The sequence below is a fragment of the Saccharomonospora piscinae genome (genome assembly GCF_005862235.1).
GTDB lineage: Bacteria > Actinomycetota > Actinomycetes > Mycobacteriales > Pseudonocardiaceae > Saccharomonospora > Saccharomonospora piscinae.
Genome location: NZ_VCEK01000001.1, coordinates 924,783 through 946,026, shown reverse-complemented (window position 1 = coordinate 946,026; position 21,244 = coordinate 924,783). Strand labels below are relative to the sequence as shown.

Annotated in this window: 19 protein-coding genes; 11 read left to right on the top strand and 8 right to left on the bottom strand. The window is 70.8% G+C overall.

Annotated elements, in window-relative coordinates; translation table 11 throughout:
- Positions 1–30 precede the first annotated feature (30 nt).
- The gene (nhaA, locus tag FFT09_RS04540) at positions 31–1,338 is read left to right on the top strand and encodes a Na+/H+ antiporter NhaA (protein ID WP_138381899.1); all 1,308 of its coding nucleotides are present in this window, start codon (positions 31–33) and stop codon (positions 1,336–1,338) included.
- On the opposite strand, the gene FFT09_RS04535 is transcribed toward nhaA, so the two are convergent.
- From FFT09_RS04535 to FFT09_RS04525, 3 genes are all read right to left on the bottom strand, one after another.
- On the bottom strand, positions 1,335–1,922 hold the full coding sequence (locus FFT09_RS04535; RefSeq protein ID WP_081190863.1) for a DinB family protein: 588 nt from the start codon (positions 1,920–1,922) through the stop codon (positions 1,335–1,337). The two genes, nhaA and FFT09_RS04535, sit on opposite strands and share 4 nt — an antisense overlap.
- 98 nt (positions 1,923–2,020) lie before the next feature.
- A complete protein-coding gene (locus tag FFT09_RS04530; protein ID WP_081190862.1) occupies positions 2,021–4,333 on the bottom strand; it encodes a beta-xylosidase/alpha-l-arabinosidase in 2,313 nt (770 codons plus the stop codon).
- Positions 4,330–5,331, bottom strand: a complete 1,002-nt coding sequence (locus tag FFT09_RS04525) for a LacI family DNA-binding transcriptional regulator (protein WP_208544365.1) — start codon at positions 5,329–5,331, stop codon at positions 4,330–4,332. The genes FFT09_RS04530 and FFT09_RS04525 overlap by 4 nt, the downstream gene beginning before the upstream one ends.
- Positions 5,332–5,524: 193 nt before the next feature.
- Here FFT09_RS04525 and FFT09_RS04520 point away from each other — a divergent pair, with 193 nt between their 5' ends.
- From FFT09_RS04520 to hisS, 4 genes are all read left to right on the top strand, one after another.
- Positions 5,525–6,832 (top strand): ABC transporter substrate-binding protein, encoded by a 1,308-nt coding sequence (locus FFT09_RS04520; protein ID WP_081190861.1) that lies wholly within the window; start codon positions 5,525–5,527, stop codon positions 6,830–6,832.
- On the top strand, positions 6,829–7,725 hold the full coding sequence (locus FFT09_RS04515; protein WP_081190860.1) for a carbohydrate ABC transporter permease: 897 nt from the start codon (positions 6,829–6,831) through the stop codon (positions 7,723–7,725). Before FFT09_RS04520 ends, FFT09_RS04515 begins: the two co-directional genes overlap by 4 nt.
- A complete protein-coding gene (locus tag FFT09_RS04510; protein ID WP_081190859.1) occupies positions 7,725–8,555 on the top strand; it encodes a carbohydrate ABC transporter permease in 831 nt (276 codons plus the stop codon). Before FFT09_RS04515 ends, FFT09_RS04510 begins: the two co-directional genes overlap by 1 nt.
- Before the next feature lie 148 nt (positions 8,556–8,703).
- Positions 8,704–9,999, top strand: a complete 1,296-nt coding sequence (hisS, locus tag FFT09_RS04505) for a histidine--tRNA ligase (protein WP_081190858.1) — start codon at positions 8,704–8,706, stop codon at positions 9,997–9,999.
- An 83-nt stretch (positions 10,000–10,082) separates the two neighbouring features.
- Here the strand turns inward: hisS and FFT09_RS04500 are convergent, their stop codons facing one another.
- On the bottom strand, positions 10,083–11,636 hold the full coding sequence (locus tag FFT09_RS04500) for an MDR family MFS transporter (protein WP_081191032.1): 1,554 nt from the start codon (positions 11,634–11,636) through the stop codon (positions 10,083–10,085).
- Between the two features lie 143 nt (positions 11,637–11,779).
- Between FFT09_RS04500 and FFT09_RS04495 the strand changes: the two genes are divergently transcribed.
- Together FFT09_RS04495 and FFT09_RS04490 are read left to right on the top strand one after the other, a co-directional pair.
- Positions 11,780–12,403 carry a TetR/AcrR family transcriptional regulator gene (locus tag FFT09_RS04495; protein WP_081190857.1) on the top strand — a complete coding sequence of 208 codons (624 nt, stop codon included), beginning with the start codon at positions 11,780–11,782 and terminating at the stop codon, positions 12,401–12,403.
- Positions 12,404–12,477: 74 nt separating this feature from the next.
- Positions 12,478–12,687, top strand: a complete 210-nt coding sequence (locus FFT09_RS04490; RefSeq protein WP_024874486.1) for a hypervirulence associated TUDOR domain-containing protein — start codon at positions 12,478–12,480, stop codon at positions 12,685–12,687.
- Positions 12,688–12,704: 17 nt separating this feature from the next.
- Here FFT09_RS04490 and ilvA read toward each other — a convergent pair whose 3' ends face one another.
- Entirely contained in the window at positions 12,705–13,970 is a 1,266-nt protein-coding gene (gene ilvA, locus FFT09_RS04485; protein ID WP_138381897.1) for a threonine ammonia-lyase IlvA, read from the bottom strand.
- Between the two features lie 250 nt (positions 13,971–14,220).
- Between ilvA and FFT09_RS04480 the strand changes: the two genes are divergently transcribed.
- The gene (locus FFT09_RS04480) at positions 14,221–16,296 is read left to right on the top strand and encodes an acyltransferase family protein (RefSeq protein ID WP_081190855.1); all 2,076 of its coding nucleotides are present in this window, start codon (positions 14,221–14,223) and stop codon (positions 16,294–16,296) included.
- A 41-nt stretch (positions 16,297–16,337) separates the two neighbouring features.
- Positions 16,338–16,604: a GlsB/YeaQ/YmgE family stress response membrane protein gene (locus FFT09_RS04475; protein WP_138381896.1), complete on the top strand. Its 267-nt coding sequence runs from the start codon at positions 16,338–16,340 to the stop codon at positions 16,602–16,604.
- Positions 16,605–16,646: 42 nt separating this feature from the next.
- Here the strand turns inward: FFT09_RS04475 and FFT09_RS04470 are convergent, their stop codons facing one another.
- The 3 genes from FFT09_RS04470 to FFT09_RS04460 all read right to left on the bottom strand — a co-directional run bounded on the left by FFT09_RS04470 (position 16,647) and on the right by FFT09_RS04460 (position 19,554).
- Positions 16,647–17,294 carry a DUF5134 domain-containing protein gene (locus FFT09_RS04470; protein ID WP_138381895.1) on the bottom strand — a complete coding sequence of 216 codons (648 nt, stop codon included), beginning with the start codon at positions 17,292–17,294 and terminating at the stop codon, positions 16,647–16,649.
- On the bottom strand, positions 17,291–18,685 hold the full coding sequence (locus tag FFT09_RS04465) for a PepSY-associated TM helix domain-containing protein (protein ID WP_081190853.1): 1,395 nt from the start codon (positions 18,683–18,685) through the stop codon (positions 17,291–17,293). Before FFT09_RS04465 ends, FFT09_RS04470 begins: the two co-directional genes overlap by 4 nt.
- A gap of 137 nt (positions 18,686–18,822) precedes the next feature.
- Positions 18,823–19,554, bottom strand: coding sequence for a zf-HC2 domain-containing protein (locus FFT09_RS04460; protein ID WP_138381894.1), 732 nt, complete (start codon positions 19,552–19,554; stop codon positions 18,823–18,825).
- Positions 19,555–19,615: 61 nt separating this feature from the next.
- Here FFT09_RS04460 and FFT09_RS04455 point away from each other — a divergent pair, with 61 nt between their 5' ends.
- Entirely contained in the window at positions 19,616–20,185 is a 570-nt protein-coding gene (locus FFT09_RS04455; RefSeq protein WP_138381893.1) for a sigma-70 family RNA polymerase sigma factor, read from the top strand.
- Positions 20,186–20,273: 88 nt separating this feature from the next.
- Positions 20,274–21,239 carry an NADPH:quinone oxidoreductase family protein gene (locus FFT09_RS04450; protein ID WP_138381892.1) on the top strand — a complete coding sequence of 322 codons (966 nt, stop codon included), beginning with the start codon at positions 20,274–20,276 and terminating at the stop codon, positions 21,237–21,239.
- Positions 21,240–21,244 lie beyond the last annotated feature (5 nt).

Sequence of the window (21,244 nt, the reverse complement as noted above, 5' to 3'; positions counted from 1 at the left end):
GTACGACTCGGACTTTCTGGAGGTAACAGGGTGCACGCATCTCGCAACGGCACTGTCTTCGGCCGCGGCTCCTGGCGCGAGGCCAGCCGGATCGCGGACATTCTCCGCAAGGAGACGATCGGTGGTGCGTTGCTGCTGGCCGGCGCGGTCATCGCGCTGGTGTGGGCCAACTCCCCGTGGTCGTCGGCCTACGAGGACTTCCGCTCGTTCACGATCGGGCCCGCCGCCCTGCACCTCGACCTCTCGATCGCGACCTGGGCGGCCGACGGCCTGCTGGCCATCTTCTTCTTCGTCGCGGGACTCGAACTGAAACGGGAGTTCGTCGCCGGTGACCTGCGCGATCCGCGCAAGGCGGCGGTACCCGTCGCCGCCGCCGTCGGCGGTGTGGTGCTGCCCGCGTTGCTGTACCTGCTCGTCAACGCGGGCGGCGCGACCGAGGGATGGGCCATCCCCGCCGCCACCGACATCGCCTTCGCGCTGGCCGTGCTCGCGGTGGTGGGCCGGTTCCTGCCCACGGCGCTGCGCACGTTCCTGCTCACCCTGGCCGTCGTGGACGATCTGATCGCGATCACCATCATCGCCGCCTTCTACACCGACGATCTCGCGGTGGGCGCGCTGCTCGGCTCGCTGGTCCCGCTGGCGCTGTTCACCGTGCTCGTGCAGCGCCGGGTCCGCTCGTGGTGGCTGCTACTGCCGCTGGCGGTGCTCACGTGGGTGCTCGTCCACGAGTCGGGCGTCCACGCCACCGTGGCCGGGGTGCTGCTGGGGCTCGCGGTGCCGGTGATCCGCAGCCAGGCCGCCGGTGGCCCGGACGCGGGGCCGGGGCTGGCCGAGCACTTCGAGCACCGGTTCCGGCCGCTGTCGGCGGGGGTCGCGGTGCCGGTGTTCGCGCTGACCGCCGCCGGGGTCCAGGTCGGGGGCTGGAGCGGGCTCACCTCGGCGCTGACCGACCCGATCGCGATGGGCATCATGCTCGGGCTCGTGGTCGGTAAGAGCGTCGGCATTCTCGGCACCACATGGCTCGTCTCCAAGCTCACCCACGCGAAGCTGGCCGAGGGGTTGAAGTGGATCGACGCGGTCGGCATCTCGTTCCTCGCCGGTATCGGGTTCACCGTCTCGCTGCTGATCGGGGAACTCGCGTTCGGTGAGGGCAGCGACGCCGACGACGTCGTGCGTGTCGCGATCCTGACCGGCTCGCTGGCCGCCGCGGTGCTGGGCACGATCGTGCTCCGCATCCGCAACCGCACCTACCGGCGCATCCACGAGGAGGAGACCGTCGACGCGAACAAGGACGGCGTCCCCGACGTCTACGAGCGCACCGACGAGCAGGACCGCTAGGGACGCCCGGCCTCGCGCGCGACGCGTTCGAGTCTGGCGTGGTACTCACGCCACCAGCTGGCGTCGGCGTCGGGCAGGTTGCCCGTGTCGCGGCGGAGTCCGGCTGCGCCGTCGACGAGTTCGCGGACGAGGTCCGCGTGCCCGGCGTGCCGGTGGGTCTCGGCGATCATGTGGACGAGGATGGCGTGCAGCGTGACGTGTCCACGCTCGCCGGGCCAGTGCGGGACCACGCCGGGTGCGCCGAGGTCGAGCGCGCCGATGGTGGCGTCCGAGTGGGCGCTGACCCGCTCGTAGAGGCCGAGGACGTCGGCACGGGACTCGTCGGCGCTCGCCCACATGTCGGCGTTGGGCTCGGCGTCGTCGGCGAGCCAGGGCATCGGTTCGGGGCAGGGCCGGTGGAACGTCGCGCCGAAGTAATCGGCCTCGCATCCCGCGAGGTGCTTGACGAGACCGAGCAGGTTGGTGCCCGTGGGAGTCAGCGGGCGGCGGACGTCGTAGTCCCCGAGCCCTTCCAGCTTCCACAGCAGCGCCGCACGGCCGTCGCGCAGGTAGCGGTGCAGCACGGTCTTCGCCTCGATGCTCATGGCGGGAGATACTGCCACCCGCCACCGACGGGTCTCGCGCGCCTGGTCGGCGAGCGAGCGAGACCCGTCGGTGGGGAAGGGTGCGATGACGGGATCGCTTACCGCGTCACGGTGACCGGCGTGGTGAGTACGCGGTCGTGGCCCACCTCGCGGACGGGGCCGGTCAGCTCGAACGACGTCGTGCAGGGCAGATCCTCCGCCGAGCGGCCCACCTCGACCTCGATGCGTCCCGGCTCCACGATGCGGCGCAGATCGAGGCCGGTGAAGCTCGTGCGGTCGGCGTGCAGCGTGAACGTCACCCGCGCGCTCCGCCCGGGCGCGAGGTCCACCCGGGCGAACCCGGCCAGCTGCCGCACCGGCCGCGTGACCTGTGCCTGCACGTCGTTGAGGTAGAGCTGCACCACCTCCGAACCCGCGCGGTCGCCGGTGTTGCGGACGGTCACGGCGATCTCCACACTGCCGTCGGTCGGGATCTGCTCGGCCGACAGCGCCAGGTCCTCGTAGGCGAACGTCGTGTACGACAGGCCGTGGCCGAACGGGAACAGGGGAGTGGGATCGAGGTTGCTGATCCCCTCGCTGTCGCCGCCCAGCGGGGGACGCAGGTACGTCGTGGGCTGCCCGCCCGGGTCCCGCGGCACCTGCACCGGCAGCCTGCCGGAGGGCATCGTGCGGCCGGACAGGACGGTCGCGAGCGCGCTGCCGCCCTCCTCACCGGGCAGGAACGCCTGCACCAGCGCCGCGGCCCTGCCGGCGTGGGCGCCCAGCGCGTACGGGCGGCCCGACACGACCACCACGACGACGGGCGTCCCGGTCGCGAGCAGCGCCGAGAGCAGCTCGTCCTGCACACCGGGCAGGCGCAGGTCCGGCGCGTCGCAGCCCTCTCCCGAGGTGCCCTCGCCGAACATGCCGGCACGGTCGCCGACCACCGCGACGCACACCTCCGCCTCCGAGGCCGCCGCCACCGCCTCGGCGAACCCGGAGCGGTCGTCGTCGCGCACCTCGCAGCCGGGGACCACGTCCAGTCGCGCTCCCGGCAGCTCGGCCCGCAACGCCTCCGCCAGCGACGGCACGTCGAGCCCCCGGTCGAGATCGGGATACCGGGGAAGGACGTGGTTGGGGTAGGAGTAGCAGCCGAGGAAGGTCAGCGGGTCGTCGGCACACGGCCCGACGAGCGCGATCCGGCGGGTCGCCGGTGGCAGGGGAAGCGCCCCGTCGTTGGCCAGCAGCACCACCGACCGTTCCGCGAGGTCCCTGGCGAGCGCTCGGTGCCGTGGCGCGTCGAGGTCCACGGTGGAATCCACTGTGGATTCCGGTGCCCAGTCCGCGTCCAGCAGCCCCAGCGCCGCTTTCTGCCGCAGCACGCGCAGTACCGAGCGGTCCACCAGCGCCTCGGGCACCTCCCCGCGACGCACTCGCTCGGCCAGACCGTCGCCGTAGCAGAGCGTGTCGGGCAGTTCCACGTCGATGCCGGCGCGCAGGGCGAGCACACCGGCGTCGTCGGCGGTCGCGGCGACGCGATGCTGGGTCGCGAGGAAGGCCACGGCCCAGTAGTCGGACACGACGGTACCCTCGAACCCCCACTCGCCCCGCAGCACGCCGTCGAGCAGGGAGGCGTCGGCCGCGGCCGGCACGCCGTCGAGATCGACGTAGGCGTTCATCACCGAGTCGGCGCCGCCCTCCCGCAGGGCCATCTCGAACGGCGGCAGGATCACGTCGCGCAGCTCGCGCGGACCGATGGCGACCGGTGCGTGGTTGCGGGCGCCGCGGGAAGCGGAGTACCCGGCGAAGTGCTTGAGGGTCGCGATCACGCCCTCGCCCTGTAGCCCCCGGACGTAGGCGGTGCCCAGCGTGCCCGCGAGGTAGGGGTCCTCACCGAGGGTTTCCTCGACGCGGCCCCACCGGGCGTCCCGCACCACGTCCAGCACCGGCGACAGGCCCTGGTGGACGCCCACCGCACGCATGTCGGCCCCGATCGCGGCGGCCATCCGCTCCACGAGGCCGGGATCGAACGCCGATGCCCACGCGAGGGGGGACGGGTAGACCGCCGCGCCGTAGGTGGTGAACCCGGTCAGGCACTCCTCATGCACGATCGCCGGTACGCGCAGTCGCGTGTGGTCGACGATCTCGCGCTGCAGCCGCACCACACGTGCCGTGCCCTCGGCCACCGTGACCGGCGCGGTGCCGAACACCCTGGTGAGATGTCCGAGTCCGTGCGCGCCCCGCCGGTCCGCGGTGGCCGATCCTTGCGCGAAGACGTCCTGCATGGGGGCGACGTTGCCGCCACCCGCGCCGTTGCCCGGCCAGGCGCTGCCGAGCTGCGCGATCTTTTCCTCCAGCGTCATCGCGGACAGCAGCGCCGCGGCGCGCCGTCCCGGTTCCAGCGAGGTGTCGTGCCAGTCCTGTTCGGTCATCGTTCTCCTCGGGGTGGTGCCGTCGAGTCCCGCACCACGAGATGCGTGGCCAGTTCGACGTGGTGTGAATCGAGGGACTCCCCGGCCGCCAGGCGCAGCAGCGTGCGCAGCGCCACCCGGCCCATGTCCGGAAGCGGCTGACGCACCACGGTCAGTGCCGGGGTGGCGAGCGTGGCCAGGATGGTGTCGTCGAAACCGACCACGCTGAGGTCGTCGGGCACGCGCAGACCACGCCTGCGGGCGGCCTCCACCACGCCGAGCGCGGTGGTGTCGCTGGCCGCGAAGATCGCGGTCGGCGGGCGGGGAAGGTCGAGCAGGCGCGTGCCCATCTCCAGGCCGGCCGGGTAGCTGAACGCACCGTGCAGCGCGAGGTCCGGCTCGGGCCGGACACCGGTCTTCTCCAGCGCGGCGCGGTGGCCGTGCAGCCGTGCCTGCCCGCAGGCGGCGCGTTCCGGTCCGCCCGCGAAACCGATCCGCCGGTGCCCGAGCGAGAGCAGGTGCTCGGTGGCGGTCAGGCCACCGGAGAAGTTGGTGGCGCCGACGCTGGTGACCTCGACCCTGGGCAGGTTCAGCGGGTCGATCACCACGAGTGGCAGGCCGGCCCGGTCGAAGCTCTCCACCTGTTCGAGGGTCAGCTCGGAGGTGACGATGATGATCCCCTCCCGTCCCGCGGCCTTGAGCCTGCCCGCCCAGTCGTCGGCGGAGCGGGCCCCGGCGTCGTCGCGGGGCGCGCGGTTGACCACGACGTCCACACCCGCCTCGGTGCCCGCCTCGGTCACGCCGCTGAGTACCTCCAGCGAGTACGGGCTCACGAGGTCGTCGAACACCAGATCCACGGTCCGGCCGGGCAGCCCGCCGCGGCGGTCGGACGGGGAGACGTACCCGAGATCGCGTGCCGCCACCTCGACCCGGGTGCGGGTGGCGGAGGCGACGTCCCCGCGTCCGTTGAGCACTTTGGACGCGGTGGGAAGGGATACGCCCGCGGCGTCGGCCACCATCGCCAGTGTGGTGCGCCGGGTGGCTTCGGTCGGCACCCGTGACCTCCGATCTGTCGAAAACTTTCGAAAAGAAGTATAGCCGCTCTGGCGTGAAAATCACCCCTTGACCTGGCCGATAGCGGCTTCTATGGTCCGTATCCACACCCGAGTGGTTTCCGAAAAATTTCGGTCCCTTCGACGAGGAAGGCGTGCCATGGCACTGGGTACGAGACGCAGGACGCTCTGCGCGGCGGGAGCGGTGACCGTGCTGGCTCTGTCCACCGCGTGCGGGACGAGCGGCCCCGGCGGCGGGTCGGGAGCCGACGCCTGGGCGCTCACGGGCGGCGACGAGCAGACCATCCGAGGGTCCTTCGACAACTGGGCCGAGCGAAGCCCCGACCAGGCCTTCGCCGTCGAGTTCTTCGCCAACGACGCCTACAAGCAGAAGATCCGGACCTCCATCGGTGCGGGCGGCGCGCCTACCCTGATCTTCGGCTGGGGCGGTGGCTCGCTGCGGGAGTGGGTCGACGCGGACAAGGTCCTGCCGATGTCCGAGATCCTCGACGATGACGCGGCGGTCGGCGAACGGTTCCTGCCCTCGGTCCTCGACACCGGGGTGGTCGACGGCGAGACCTACGCCCTGCCGAACAACGGGATGCAGCCGGTCGTGCTGTACTTCAACCGGGCGTTGTTCGACCGGATCGACGCGCAGCCGCCGGAGACCTGGGACGAGCTCATGGCCCTGCTGCCCAGGTTCAACGACGCGGGGATCGCGCCGTTCGCGATGGGCGGGCAGAGCAAGTGGCCGCAGCTGATGTGGCTGCAGTACCTGGTCGACCGCATCGGCGGCCCCGAGGTGTTCGACGCCGTCGTCGCCGGCGAGCCCGGCGCGTGGTCCGATCCCGCGATGGTGCGGGCGGCCGAGATGATCCGCGAACTCGTCGACGCGGGTGGGTTCATCAACGGCTACAACTCCATCGCCGCCGACACCGGTGCCGATTCCGCCCTGCTCTACACCGACAAGGCGGCGATGTATCTGATGGGGTCGTGGGCCTATCCGAGCATCAAGGACGCCGCCCCGGACTTCATCGAGTCCGGTGAGCTCGGCTGGACGACCTTCCCCACGGTGGAGGGCGGTGCGGGCGACCCCGCCAACATCGTCGGCAACCCGGCCAACTACTGGGCGGTCAGCGCGGACGCCACGACCGAGCAGCGCGAGGCCGCGGCGGCGTATCTCGCCGACGGGCTCATGACCGACGACGACGTGACCTCGTTGCTGGAGAACGGCTCGGTGCCTCCCGTGAGCGGGATCGAGGACAAGTTGTCGGCCACGGACGCGCCCGACTACCTGTCGTTCGTGTACGAGCTGGCGAGCGAGGCGCCGCACTTCCAGCTGTCCTGGGACCAGGCGCTGCCGTCGAACCAGGCCGACGAGCTGCTGACCAACCTGGAACAGCTGTTCACCGGGCAGCTCTCGGCGGAGCAGTTCTGCGCCGCCATGGACGCGACGCTCGGGCAGTGAGCACGGTGGGACAGTCACGCGGCGCGAGCCGCACCGGGCCGCACCCGGTCATGGCACTTCCCGCACTGGGGTTCTTCGGGGTGTTCGCGCTCATCCCGCTGGTGGGGGTGGTGGTGCTGAGCCTGGTTCACTGGGACGGCATCTCGGCCATGACCTGGGCGGGGCTCGACAACTGGAGTGACGTGCTCGCCGACCCGGGCACGTGGCGGGCGGTGTGGCTGTCCGTCCAGGTCATGGTGTTCAGCTGGCTGGTGCAGACGCCGATCGCCCTGCTGCTGGGCGTGCTGGTGGCGGCACGGGGCCGCTACCGCGCGCTGCTCGGCGTGCTGTACTTCCTGCCGATGCTGCTGTCCTCGGCGGCCATCGCCATCGCCTTCAAGGCGCTGCTCGATCCCAACTTCGGCCTCAGCCTGGCTTTCGGGGCCCGGTCGCTGGCGCAGGACTGGCTGGGGGACGCGGACCTGGCGCTCTACGTGGTCGTGTTCGTGATCGCCTGGCAGTTCGTGCCGTTCCACACCCTGCTCTACCAGGCGGGGGTGCGGCAGATCCCCGGGTCGCTGTACGAGGCGGCCGAGCTGGACGGTGCGGGGCGCGTTCGGCAGTTCTTCCACATCACGCTTCCGCAGCTCCGCTACACGATCATCACGTCGTCCACGCTGATGATGGTGGGGTCACTGACGTACTTCGACCTCGTTTTCGTCCTGACCGGGGGAGGGCCGGGTGAGGCGACGCGCATGTTGCCGCTCGACATGTACCTGACGGGCTTCTCGGGCAACGAGATGGGCCGGGCCAGCGCCCTCGCGGTGCTGCTCGTGGTCACCGGGCTCGCACTGGCGCTGGGGCTGTCGCGCTGGGCGAACTTCCGCCGCGGCAGTCAGCTGGAGGGAGCGTGATGGTGACGAGACCGCACGGCAGGCCCAACGTCGCGGGCGGGCTGGCCGGGTTCGCGTGGCTGCTCGTGGTGCTGGTGCCCGTGTACTACGTGGTGATCACCAGTCTCCGCGACCAGGAGGGCTTCTTCTCCTCGAACCCGCTGGTGCCGCCCTCGGAACCCACCCTGGACAGCTACCGGCTGGTGCTGGAGAACGACTTCCTGCGCTACCTCGCCAACAGCGTGGTGGTGACGCTGGCGACGGTGGTGATCACCGTGGCGGTGTCGCTGCTCGCGGCCTACTACGTGGTGCGCGCGGACAGCAGGCTCTCCCGCCTGACCTACCGCTCCTTCCTGCTGGGGCTGGCGATCCCGCTCCAGGCGACGATCATCCCGGTCTACTACCTCATCACGCAGGCCAGGCTGTACGACACGTTGCTGGCGATCATCCTGCCGTCGGCGGCGTTCGCGATCCCGCTGACGGTGATCATCCTGGCCAACTTCCTGCGGGACGTGCCCTCGGAGCTGTTCGAGTCGATGCGGCTCGACGGCGCCGGTCACGGGCGCATGGTGTGGAGCCTGGTGCTGCCGCTGGTGCGGCCCGCGGTGGTCACGGTCGCGGTCTACGACGCGCTGCAGGTCTGGAACGGGTTCCTGTTCCCGCTGATCCTCACGCAGAGCCCCGACCAGCGGGTGCTGCCGTTGGCGCTGTGGAGTTTCCAGGGGCAGTTCACCGTCAACATCCCGGCGGTGCTGGCCGCCGTGGTGTTGTCCACGCTGCCCGTGCTGGCCCTCTACGTGCTGGGGAGGCGGCAGCTGGTCAGCGGCCTGACGGCGGGCTTCGGCCGCTGACCAGCACCGGCGGCGTGTATAACGCCCTACACGCCGCCGGCCGAGTGCCGGGGGTCGCGCGCGGGGTTCCGGTCGACGCGCGACAATGGACGCCGGTCGTCACCGGACGGCCGGGACGTCAAGCACGACAACGGAGGACACCAGCACCATGGCGAAGGCCGCCGAACCACCCTCAGGCACCCGGGACTTCCTCGCGGACGACATGCGTCGCCGCAAGGCTGCGTTCGACGCGGTGGCGGGTGTGTTCGAGCATTACGGCTTCGATCCGTTGGAGACGCCCGCGTTCGAGCGGCTGGAGGTGTTCGCGGGCAAGCTGGGTGACGAGGCCAGCGCGCTGATCTTCAAGATCCTCAAGCGCGGGGTTCACGAGGCCACGGGTGAGGCCGATCTCGCGCTGCGCTACGACCACACCGTGCCGCTGGCGCGGGTCGTCGGCACCTACGGCAGCAGGCTGCCCTCGCCCTACAAGCGCTACGCCATCGGGCCGGTGTGGCGGGCCGACCGGCCGGCCAAGGGCCGGTTCCGCGAGTTCACGCAGTGCGACATCGACACGGTGGGCTCATCCTCGCCGATGGCGGACGCCGAGATTCTCTGGGCCGTGCACGACGGGCTGATCGCGCTCGGGGTCGACGACTTCCGCGTGCTGGTCAACAGCCGTCAGGCACTGCACGGACTGCTGGAGGCGTACGGCATCGCCGAGGACCAGGGAACGGCGGTGCTCGGCACGCTGGACAAGCTGGACAAGCTGGCGGCGGAGGACGTCGTGGCCGAACTCGCGGACCGGGGCCTCGATCGGCGCACGGCGCAGGATCTCGTGGGTGACGTGACCGCCGCCGACACCGACCGGGTCCGCAAGCAGCTCGACACGACCGAGCGGGGCCGGGCGGGCCTGGCCGAGATCGACCGCGTGCTGGAGCTGACGTCGGGCCTGCCCGAGGGGCGCGTGGTGTTCACGCCCAGCATGGTGCGGGGTCTCGACTACTACACCGGGCCCATCTTCGAGGTCATCGCCGAGGGCTACCCGGGTTCCATCGCCTCCGGTGGCCGCTACGACGGCCTGGTCGCCAAGCTGGGCGGACCCGACCTGCCCGCGTGTGGCGGGTCCATCGGCATCGAGCGCATCCTCGCCATCCAGGCCGCCGACGCCGAGGCGGGCTCGGGGCTGGACGTGGCCCTGACCGTGCTCGGCGCGGAGGACACCATGATGCGGATGGCGGCCGACCTGCGGGCCAGGGGCCTGCGCACCGGCGTGTACCTCGGAACCTCCGGCAAGCTGGGCAAGCAACTCAAGTGGGCGAACGACAACCGGGCCCGCACGGTGCTCATCCACGGACCCGAGGAGCAGGCCGAGGGTGTCGTCACCGTGCGCGACATGGTCAGCGGGGCGCAGTCCGCCGTGCCGGTGGCCGAGGTCGCCGAGCACGTCCGCTCGTCGTCGGCCTGAGCGGCGAGAGCCCCCGCCCGTCCGTTCGGCGCGGGCCGGGGGCGTCGGGGGCTCTGCCGTCGGTCGCCGTCGAGCGCCGCCGGTCAGCTCGCCTTTGGCTCGTCCAGATCCAGGCTCGTCCGCAGGGGAGCGGGTTTGAGCAGCAGCGCCGCGACGACGCCCACCACGGCGATGGCCGTGGAGATCAGGAAGATGTGTCCGGTGGCGTCACCGTAGGCGGCGCGCACGATGTCGCGGACCGGCTCGGGCAGCGCCGCGAGGTTCAGATTGCTCGCGCCGCCCGCCGCCGACGCGGGGACCCCGGCCTCGCGTAGCCCGGCGGTGACACTGTCGCTGACCCGGTTGGCCAGCACCGCTCCCAGCACCGAGATGCCGATCGTGCCGCCGAGGGAACGGAAGAACGTGATCGACGCGCTCGCCGCGCCCACGTCGCGCAGCGCGACCGTGTTCTGCACCGCGAGCACGAGATTCTGCATCGACATTCCCACGCCGATCCCCACGAACGCCAGCCCGGTGAACACGACGGCCAGTGAGGTCTCGTGGTCCAGTGTGGACAGCACTGCGAATCCCGCGACCAGCACCACCGTGCCCGTGACGATGTGGGCCTTGAGCTTGCCCGACCGGCTCACGAGCTGCCCGGACACGGTGGACGACACGAGCACGCCCAGCATCATGGGAATCATCAGCAGGCCGGCCTCCGTGGGGTCGTAGCCCCGGCTGACCTGGAAGTACTGCCCGAGGAAGACGGCGCCGCCGAACATCGCCATGCCCACCGCGAGGCTCGCCAGGATGGCCAGCGCGGGCCCGGGTTGTCGGATGACGGACAGTGGCAGCACCGGCTCGGGCACGCGCGATTCCCACCACACCGCGAACACCAGGATCGCGAGCGCGGGACCGACCATCGCCGCCGTCTGCCACGAGATCCACGCGAACGAGCCGTCGACGAAGCTGATCCAGATCAACAGTAGGCTCACTCCGGCCGCGATGAGGGCGGCACCGACGTAGTCGACGCGCACGCTGCCGCGTTCCCGGACGGCGGGCAGGTGCAGGGAACGCTGGAGTACCAGCAGCGCCACGGCCGCGAACGGGACGCCCACGAAGAAACACCAGCGCCAGCCGAGCCACGGGGTCTCCGTGATGATGCCGCCCAGCAGCGGCCCGCTCACCGTCGCCAGCGCCATCACGCCGCCCAGCAGGCCGTTGTACCGGCCGCGCTCCTTGGGCGGGATCATCGCCGCGATGATCGTCTGCACGAGCGCCTGGAGTCCGCCCACTCCCAGTCCCTGGAACGCGCGGGCCGCGATGAGCTGATCCGCGCCCTGCGATATCCCGCTGAGCAGGGACCCGGCGAGGAAGATGCCGATGGCCACCTGTACGAGCGCCTTCTTGCTGTACAGGTCGGCGAGCTTGCCCCAGACGGGCGTGGACGCGGTGGCCGCGAGCAGCGTCGCGGTGACCACCCAGGTGTACTGCGTCTGGCTGCCGTTGAGTGAGCCGATGATCCTCGGCAGCGCGGTCGACACCACGGTGGAGCTGAGCATCGCGACGAACAGCACGAGCAGCAGCCCGAGCAACGGGCGCAACACTCCCGTCGTGCGGGTCTCGCCGGACGCGGAAAGAGTCGTGGAGGAAGTCACCAAGTCTCCGGGCTGGTCGAATCGGGGAAGCGTGCGGACGGCGACCGACAATGATTGCCTGCTGCAACTATCCTCGTGAACTTGCCCACTGTGCAAGTTTGCGCGTTGAGAAACGTGTCACGTACCCGCCTACGATCGCGAACGTGGACACTGAGCTCGGCCTGCGGGAACGGAAGAAGATCGCCACGAAGACGGCGCTGCACGAGGCCGCGATGCGGCTCGCCGTCGCCGACGGCTACGACACCGTCACGGTGGAGGCGATCGCGGACGCGGCCGGCGTCTCGCGCCGCACCTTCTCCAACTACTTCACCGGCAAGGAGGAGGCACTGCTGCACGGGGACAGCACTCGTCTGGCCGCCCTGCTCGACAGCGTGGAGGCCCGGCCTGCCGATGAGTCCGCGTGGCCCGCACTGCGCGCGGGTACCGACCTCGTACTCGCGGAGTTGCAGCGCCGCCACCTGCAACGGCGCGACAGCGGAACCGACGCCGGGCCCGGCTGGCTGACCCGGGCGCGGCTCATCCGGTCACACCCGGCGTTGCTGGCCGAGCAGGTCGCCACCTACGCGTCGTTCGAACGCGCTCTCGCCGAGGAGATCGAGCGCAGGCTGCCAGCCCACCGCTCGACCAGCCGTGCGCGCGTGGTGGCCGCGTGCTTTCTCGCCGCCCTGCGGGTCGGCATTCAGACGTGGCTGGACCAGCCCGGTGACCTGACACTGCGCCTGTGCGTCGATCGGGCGCTCGCCGAGGCGGGGGAGAACTTCGGCTGAGGTGGGAGTCGTGGCCGCCCGACGGGGTAGCACGAAAAGACGAGGTCGGGGCAATCGCGAAGGGAGCGAGGTCGATGGCGGAGTTTCGCAAGGGCGACCGCGTGCGCTGGGACGCGGGCAACCAGAGCTCGGTCGGCACCGTCGAGGAGAAGATCACGTCGGACACCGAGGCGGGCGGACGCACGGTGCGGGCGTCGAAGGAACACCCGCAGTACCTGGTGCGCAGCGAGAAGTCCGGAAAGACGGCCGTGCATCACCCGGACAAACTCCACCCGGCGGACTGAGGGCCTTCGCGGCACCGTCAAGTCAGGAAGGTGAACAGCGGGCTGTCCGGTTCCACCCGTTCGATGCGGTGCGGCACCGTGCGCATACGGTCGAGGATGCCGGCCAGGTTCTCGGCGGCTCCGAGTTCGAGCCCCACGAGCGCGGGCCCGGTCTCCCGGTTGTTGCGCTTGACGTACTCGAACAGGGTGATGTCGTCGTCGGGCCCGAGCACGTCGTCGAGGAACCGTCGCAGCGCCCCGGGCTCCTGCGGGAACTCGACCAGGAAGTAGTGCTTCTTGCCCTCGAAGATGAGCGCTCGCTCGACGATCTCGGCGTAGCGGCTGACGTCGTTGTTGCCGCCGGAGAGCACACACACCACCGTGGCACCCCGGGGCAGGTCCGCGAGCCCGAGCGCGGCGGAGGCGAGCGCTCCCGCGGGTTCACTGATGATGCCGTCCGACTGGTAGAGATCCAGCATCTCGACGCAGATCCGGCCCTCCGGCACCGCCAGCAGTCGCGGCGCGTGCCGTGCGGCCAGCGCGTGGGTGTGCTCGCCCACCTGACGCACCGCGGCTCCGTCCACGAACGGGTCCACGGATTCCAGCGGTGCCGGGCGGCCCCGCTCCAGTGCCAGTGCCATGCTCGCCGCGCCGAGCGGTTCGGCTCCGGCCACTCCCACACCGGGGTGCCGTTCGCTCAGCCAGGTCAGCATCCCGCCGAGCAGGCCGCCGCCACCCACCGGGACCACGACGGCGTCCGGCGGTGAGCCCAGCTGCTCCACGATCTCCTTCGCCACCGTGCCCTGCCCCGCGATGGTGCGCGGGTCGTCGAACGCGGGGATCAGGGCGGCGCCCGTCTCCCGCGCGTAGGCGCGGGCCGCCGCGGCGGCGTCGTCGTAGGTGTCGCCCTCGACCACGACCCGGACGTGCTTGCCACCCAGCCACGCGACCCGCTCGCGCTTCTGCCTCGGTGTGGTCCTCGGCAGGTACACCCGGGCCTCGACGCCCAGCGCGGCGCTGGCGGAGGCCACCCCCTGCCCGTGGTTGCCGGCACTGGCGCAGACCACGCCCCGCGATCGCTGGTCCTCCGGCAGCCTGCTCACCAGGTTGTACGCGCCCCGGACCTTGTAGGAACGCACCGAGTTCAAGTCCTCGCGCTTGAGCCACACGTCGAGCTCGTGCTGCCGCGACAGGCGTTCGTTGCGGTGCAGCGGCGTCGGGGGCAGCACATCGGCGAGCCGATCGGCCGCCGCCTCGATGTCGGATGCGGTGACGGTCGGGCTCGTCCCGGTCGGCTGGGCCACGCTCTCTCCCTGCGGCTCGACAACGCCGGTACACCCGGCGTAACCTGCGAGTTTTCACGCTAGCAGGGGCTGAGGGGCCAGCGAACAGGACCGGTGCCCGCCCGGTTTGTGACCGGATGCCCGCTGACAGTGCCCACCCGCGCGTCGGTTCACCCGGTTGGGGCGCTACCGTGCCAGGGCTGCGTGACCTGCGTCAGCTCCGGCCGCACTCGGCGGCCCGAGCCAGGAAAATGGGGAGGAACTTCCGGCGATGACGACGTTGCGGGACCCTCTGCACGAAGAGGTCAAGACTGTGCCGTCGGCACCCCGGCAACGCAAGTTCCGCCCCGAGCTGCAGGGACTGCGTGCGCTGGCGGCTCTGCTGGTGGTCGTCTACCACGTGTGGCTGGACCGGATCTCCGGCGGTGTGGACGTCTTCTTCTTCGTGTCCGGGTTTCTCATCACCGGCCAGCTCTTCCGCGCGAGCCTGCGGGGACGCATCGAGTTCCAGCCGTTCTGGGGCCGGATGTTCAAGCGGCTGTTCCCCGCCGCGCTGACGGTGCTCGTGGCGTCGATGGGCGCGGCGTTGCTGTTCCTTCCCGAGCACCGGTGGGTCCAGACCGCCAAGGAGATTCTCGCCTCCGCGCTGTACTTCGAGAACTGGCAGCTCGCGGCCGACTCCACCGACTACTTCGCCCAGCACAGCAGTGCGAGCGTGGCGCAGCACTTCTGGTCGTTGTCGGTGCAGGGGCAGTTCTACCTGGTCTGGCCGCTGCTCATCGGGCTGCTGTTGCTGGTGGTGCGCCGGTTCCGGTGGAGCATGCGCCCCACGCTGCTGACGATGCTGGCGGTGCTGTTCGCCACGTCGCTGGCCTACTCGGTGTGGCTCACGATCACGAACCAGCCGCTGGCGTACTTCAGCTCGCTGACCCGCGTCTGGGAGTTCGCGCTCGGCGGGTTGTTCGCGCTGACCGTCGACCGCATCTCGCTCCCGCGCTGGCTGGCGCTGCTGCTGGGCTGGATCGGTGTGGCGGGCCTCGTGTCCTGCGGTCTGGTCCTCCAGGTCGGGACCATGTTCCCCGGGTACGCGGCGCTGTGGCCGATGACCTCGGCCGCGCTGGTCCTGCTGGCCGGTGTCACCGAGAGCAAGATCGGCGCCGACCGTTTCCTGTCGTCGCGGCCGTTGATCTACCTGGGCAACATCAGCTACGCCCTGTACCTGTGGCACTGGCCGGTGCTGCTTTTCTACTTGGTCATCCGGGGCCGGACCGAGGTCGGCCTCGTCGGCGGTGCGGGCATCATCGGCTTGTCGATCATCCTGGCGGTACTCACCTACCACCTGATCGAGACGCCTGTCCGCGAGTCGAAGATCGGGGTCGAGAAGCGCTGGGGCGCGTACCGCTTCGCGGTGCTGGTGCTCGTGCCGGTTCTCGCCTCCGCCGTGGTGTGGCAGGTGATCGCGAATCAGCGGTCGCAGTTCGAGTTGCGCGCCGACGACCTCGCACACGCCGGAGCGCAGGCGCTGGCCGCGGGCGAGGAGGCCTACGACGCCGACGGCACTGTCGTGCCGCCTTTCGCCGCACTCCCCAACGAGTGGATCGACTGGAAGCCCGGCGAGTGCGTTGAGGAGGACGTGAGTGGGGTGGAGGTGCGCACCTGCACGGTCGACCCGCTCGACGGTGCCGAGCCAAGGCGACGCGTCGTCGTGGTGGGTGACTCGCATTCCATGCAGCTCATGGGATCACTGCGCCCGATCGCGGAGCAGCTCGACTGGCAGCTCACGGTGCTCGGTAGGCCGGGTTGCCCGCTGACCGCGACGCGGGACCTGCCCAACAACCAGATCTGTGTCGACTGGAACGACCGCATTCTGCCGATGATCATCGAACAGGCGCCGGACGCGGTGATCACGATGGCGACCCGGGACGTCCGCCCCGGTCTGAAGGAGTGGACTCCTGAGGGTTACGTGGCACAGTGGCGCAAGCTTGACGACGCGGGCATTCCGGTCGTCGCCATCCGCGACAACCCGCGCTTCGATTTCGAGCCCTCGGAGTGTGTGCAAATCCACGGGATGACTGCGGACCAGTGTGGTCGCCCGCGTGGCGAGATGTACCATCAACGGCCCCCCTACGAGACCATGCAGAATGTGCCGCCCGGCACCATGTTCATTGATCTCAGTGACTACTATTGCACGGCGATCACCTGCCCGCCCGTGATCGGGAATGTGCTGGTGTACATGGATGACAACCACGTCAGCGACACCTACGGCGCCACCCTTGCGCCGATTCTCGAGGAGAAGCTGCTCGAATCGCTGGGCTGGCAAGACCGGTCCTCCGCCGCGCCGAGGTGACGGGCGTTCGAGTGCGAGCCGCCCGTCCGTAGGGTGTCGGCATGGGTGTACTCGGTTGGATCGTGCTCGGCCTGCTGGCCGGAGGTATAGCCAAGCTGCTGATGCCGGGCCGTGATCCCGGCGGTTGCCTCATCACGGTGCTGCTCGGTATCGGCGGTGCGCTGCTCGGCGGATGGATCGGCCGGACGCTGTTCGAGGTCGATCTCGGCACCTTCTTCGACCTGCGCACCTGGGGCCTGGCGATCCTCGGCGCGCTGGTGATCCTGCTGCTGTATCGGCTGGTCATCGGATCACGCCGACGAAGTTGAGCGACGTGGTGCGGCGAAGGTGGCCTTCGCCGCACCACGCACTCAGCCGGTCGCCGTGGCCAGCGCCAGGAACAGGACTCCCATCCCGAAGCTCATGAGGGCGTGACACGTGCTGTCGGCGACCACGTGGCCAAGCCGGGGCGCGCCCGGGTCCGGCAGCCTGCGGCCCAGGTCGAACGCCCGCGCCAGCCACGGCAGGCACAGCGCGACGAAGACCACGCCGAGCACGATGTGCCCCACCAGCAACGCCGTGGTGGCGGTGTCGGCGGACATCGACGCCGCACCGCCGCCCGAGGCGTGGTGGTGACCACCGGAGCCGCTCCCGGGCGCGCCGAGCGGTCCCGGCATCGAGACGGCCATCCACGCCATGCCCGCCATCAGCACGGCATGGTGTGTTCCGGCCAGGCGTGGCCGAGGCGCGTGTGCTCCGCCGTGCTCGGCCCCGAAGGCCACCCGGCTCGCGAACCACAGGCAGGCCGTCCCGAAAATCACGACCTGCGGTGTGGTGGGCACGGTCATGCCCCACGGCCAGGTCATGGCCACCATGGCGAGTCCCATCAGCACGTGGCAGGCGGCGTCGATCCGGCCCGCCGGGCGGGTCGGCCTGGCGAGAAGCACCCGCGCGCACCACACGGTGATCGCGGCGAACACTCCGGTCAGCACCCAGCGCAGCAACAGCGACTCGATCACGACCCCGCCTCCTGCCTGACCTTCGACCTTCGCGCCCGCCACCCCAGAAGCGCGTCCCACGCCCAGAACGCCAGCAGCGACACACCGAGCAGCGGCACGAAGTAGGCGACGAACGCCAGTAGCACCACCAGTGGTGCGAGCACCGTGCCCGGAACCCGCCGCCACGCGCCGCGCTCGGGTGGCCTGCCGAACGCGCTGGCACCGTCGCGGCGGGGACGGCGGAGCCACCACATGCGGTAGCCCCAGAAGATCACCGAGAGCAGGCCCGTGCCGAGTGCGACCAGCACCAGCTGGTTCACCCACCCAAACAGCAGGCCCATGTGGGCGTCGATGCCCCACCGCGCGAGCTTCGCCATGAGCGGGTAGTCCTCGAAGCGCAGTGTCTCGACCACCTGGGCGGTCGCGGGATCGATCGCCACCGAATCCTGTTGGCTGGGCCACTGCCTGCCAACCTGCTGCACGACGTAGGCCTCGCCCGGCATCGCCGGGCCGACCACCTCGATCTCGCCGACGACGCCGTGGTCGCGCGCAACGGCCACGACGCGATCCAGTCCGACGTCGGGTCCGGGCATGGCCGACTCGGGCAGTGCCGTGGACACGGCGGGCGTTTCCCACGACAACGCCGAGCGGACGTCGGTGATGTTCGCACCGGCGTGCTGCGACCAGGTCAGTCCGGTGGCCGACAGGAAGACCAGCCCGACCGCGACCCACAGGCCCGTCGCACCGTGCCAGGTCAGGACCCGGCGCCGCCCCGTGGCGCCCGGCTCCGGTCGCAGCAGGGTCCGCCTGCGGCGTTTGCTCAGCCACAGGACCACACCGCCGAGAGCCACGACCCAGAGCCAGCTGGCGGCCAGCTCGCTGTAGAGGCGCCCGGCATCGCCGAGGTGAAGACCGCGGTGCAGGTTGTCCACCCACGCCCGGATCGGCAGCGCCTGCCCGCTGCCGTACGTCTCCAGCACCCCGGTCACCTCCGCCGTGTGCGGATCGACGAACGCGGTACGGCGGTAGCTGGCGGGAAGGTCGGGCGCCTCGAAGATGACCTGCGTCGCGTCGGTGCCGGTCGGGGCGGGCCGCACGGCCAGCAGGTCGTCGCCGGGCCGCGCGGCCATACCCGCGTCGACCTGCTCGGCAAGGGGCACCGAGGTGCTCTGGTCGGGGACGTGAACGATGTCGTGGTACACCGCTTCGTCGAGTTGCGGCGTGAAGACGTAGAGCAGCCCGCTGAGCGCGGCGACCACGAGAAACGGCGCGACGAAAACGCCGGCGTAGAAGTGCAGTCGAAGCAGGAGCGGTCGCAGCCCGCTCCAGGTGCCCGGCGGTCCGGACCGTGTGGGTGGGTCCGGTTCCGTTCGGGCGTCGTGCCGCGTGTCGGAGGTGTCGTCGACGCTCATGACATCCACTTTCCTGTCGCCTCGGGCGCGAGAGCGCGATGGTCCACACCACTGGTCGCGTTCTCAGTCGGCCGAGTTCGGCGCGCCGCAAACTTATGAGCTAGATCACATCGCGAGTGGCCCGGGTCGAGTGCGGGTCACGCGGCGCGCCGCCGGGCGAACGGGCGGCGGCGCAGGCGATCGCGAGGCGCGGCCGTCCGCCCGTGCGCGAGCGTGAGCCGCCGTGCAGTGTCGTCGGCGACGCGCTCGGGAAGCGCGCTCGCGCTGGTGGGCGCGGGGTCGCTCGTCCGGCTCTGCCGATGCACGACGAAGAGCAGGCACAGCCCGGCGAGCATGATGCCGTGGGTCAGCACCCGCTCCGTGGTGACGCTGCCACTCGCGAGATCGGCGGCCGACACGCCTGCGAGTACGAGAGCGAATCCGGTCAGCGCGGGGAGTTGTCCTCCCGCCGACGCCGGACGCAGGGACGCCCACAACAGCCCGATTCCCACCGCCAGGTTCCACGCCGCGCTCTCGTTGCCGAGGTGGGCCGCGCCCTGGCCGGAATGTGCGAGGTGCCCCGCTCCCACGCCGAGCAACTGCGCCACACCGAGTCCGGACTGGGCGAGTGCGACCACCGCCAGGGCGACCCGGGCTGCCCACCTCTCCCGTCGTGGCGGTGCGGCGGCGGTGACGATCCGCTCGCTGAGGTCGGGAACCGGGGGTGCCTCCGTCAGCCGCATCGTCCGATGCAGTCGTGTGCTTCGTTCCCACCAGAGGCGACAGGACGCGCAGCCGTCGAGATGCCGGTCCACCCGCTCGGGGGCCAGTCCCTCGTCCTCGCCGTCCAGTCGTGCCGAGAGGGCCTCCCGGAAACTCGAACAGTCCACCCCGTAATGGTCGCCCAAAGGTGCTGTCGAGTTCCCGCACCCTCGGCTACTGTGCGAGATTGTGAGTTCACGTGGGTGCCGCGACGACGCCGCGATCACCGAGCTGGCGCTGGCGGCCGCTCATGGTGACGACGCCGCGTTCGCGGCCTGGGTCAGGCGCACGCAGGCCGATGTGTGGCGATTTCTCGTGCATCTCAACGGCCACGAGGCCGCGGACGACCTGACGCAGGAGACCTACCTCCGTGCGGTCACCGCACTGCCCCGTTTCGCCGGTCGTTCGTCGTCCCGCACGTGGCTGCTCGCCATCGCACGCCGTGTCGCTGCCGACGCCATCCGCCGCGAGTCGGCGCGGCCCAGGCTCTCGGACCGGGGCTGGGACGCTGTGGCGGAACAGGACCGCCGCGGGCAGGCGCCGTCCCCCGGATTCGAGGCCGCCGTGGACACCCGGATGCTGCTCGACCAGCTCGAACCGGAGCGCAGGGAGGCGCTCGTGCTTACCCAGCTCCTCGGCTTCAGCTACGCCGAAGCCGCCGAGATCTGTTCCTGTCCGGTGGGCACCATCCGGTCGCGGGTGGCTCGGGCTCGGGAGGAACTGCTCGTGAGCCTGGAGCGTCAGGGGTATGCGAGCTGAGGCGTGGTGCCCGTCACACCGGCCTCGCTGTAGTGAGCGCTTGCTCAGTATGGTGTGGCTCTGTCGCGCCCCGACGAAGGAGTCACGCATGCGAGCTGCGCAGATCACCACACTCGACGGACCGGCCTCGGTGCGGGTCGCCGACATTCCGGAGCCGGACGCCGGCGACGCCGTGGTGATCGACGTCCATGCGGCCGGGGTGACGTTTCCCGACCTGCTCCAGACCCGGGGTCTCTACCAGTACAAACCCGATCCGCCGTTCGTCCCGGGCACGGAGGTCGCGGGGGTGGTGCGGGCGGCTCCCTCGGACGCGCCGGTGCGCGCGGGCGACCGCGTGGCGGCGTTTCCCGGGCTCGGCGGGTTCGCCGAGACGGTGGCCGTGCCCTCCGACGCCGTCTTCCCGCTTCCCGGCAGGATGTCCTTCACCTCGGCCGCGGCCGTGCCGATGAACTACCTCACCGTGCACTTCGCCCTAACCCGCCGTGCCGCGCTGCGGGCGGGGGAGACGGTGCTGGTGCAGGGCGCGGGCGGCGGGGTGGGTACCGCGGCGGTGCAGCTCGCCGCCGCGCTGGGCGCGCGGGTCATCGCGGTGACGTCCTCGGCGGAGAAGGCCGAACTCGCGCGGCGTGCCGGTGCGCACGCCACCGCCTCGCCAGGGGACTTCCGCGCGGCGGCGAAGGAGTTCACCGGCGGCCGGGGTGTCGACGTGGTCGTCGACCCGGTCGGCGGGGACCGGTTCACCGACTCGCTGCGCAGCCTGGCTCCCGAGGGGCGGTTGCTCGTCATCGGCTTCACGGCGGGGGAGATCCCCACGGTGAAGGTGAACCGGCTGCTGCTGAACAACATCGCCGTCGTGGGGGTCGGCTGGGGAGCGTTCTGGGCGACGCGGCGTGAGTACCTCCGGCAGCAGTGGGACGAGCTGTACCCGCTGCTCGCCGACGGCGTGCTCGACCCGCCGGTCGGCGCGACCTACCCGCTGGCGGACACCGCCACGGCACTGACCGAACTGGACACCCGGTCGGCGAAAGGCAAGATCGTCCTGACTGTTCGCTGAGCCGG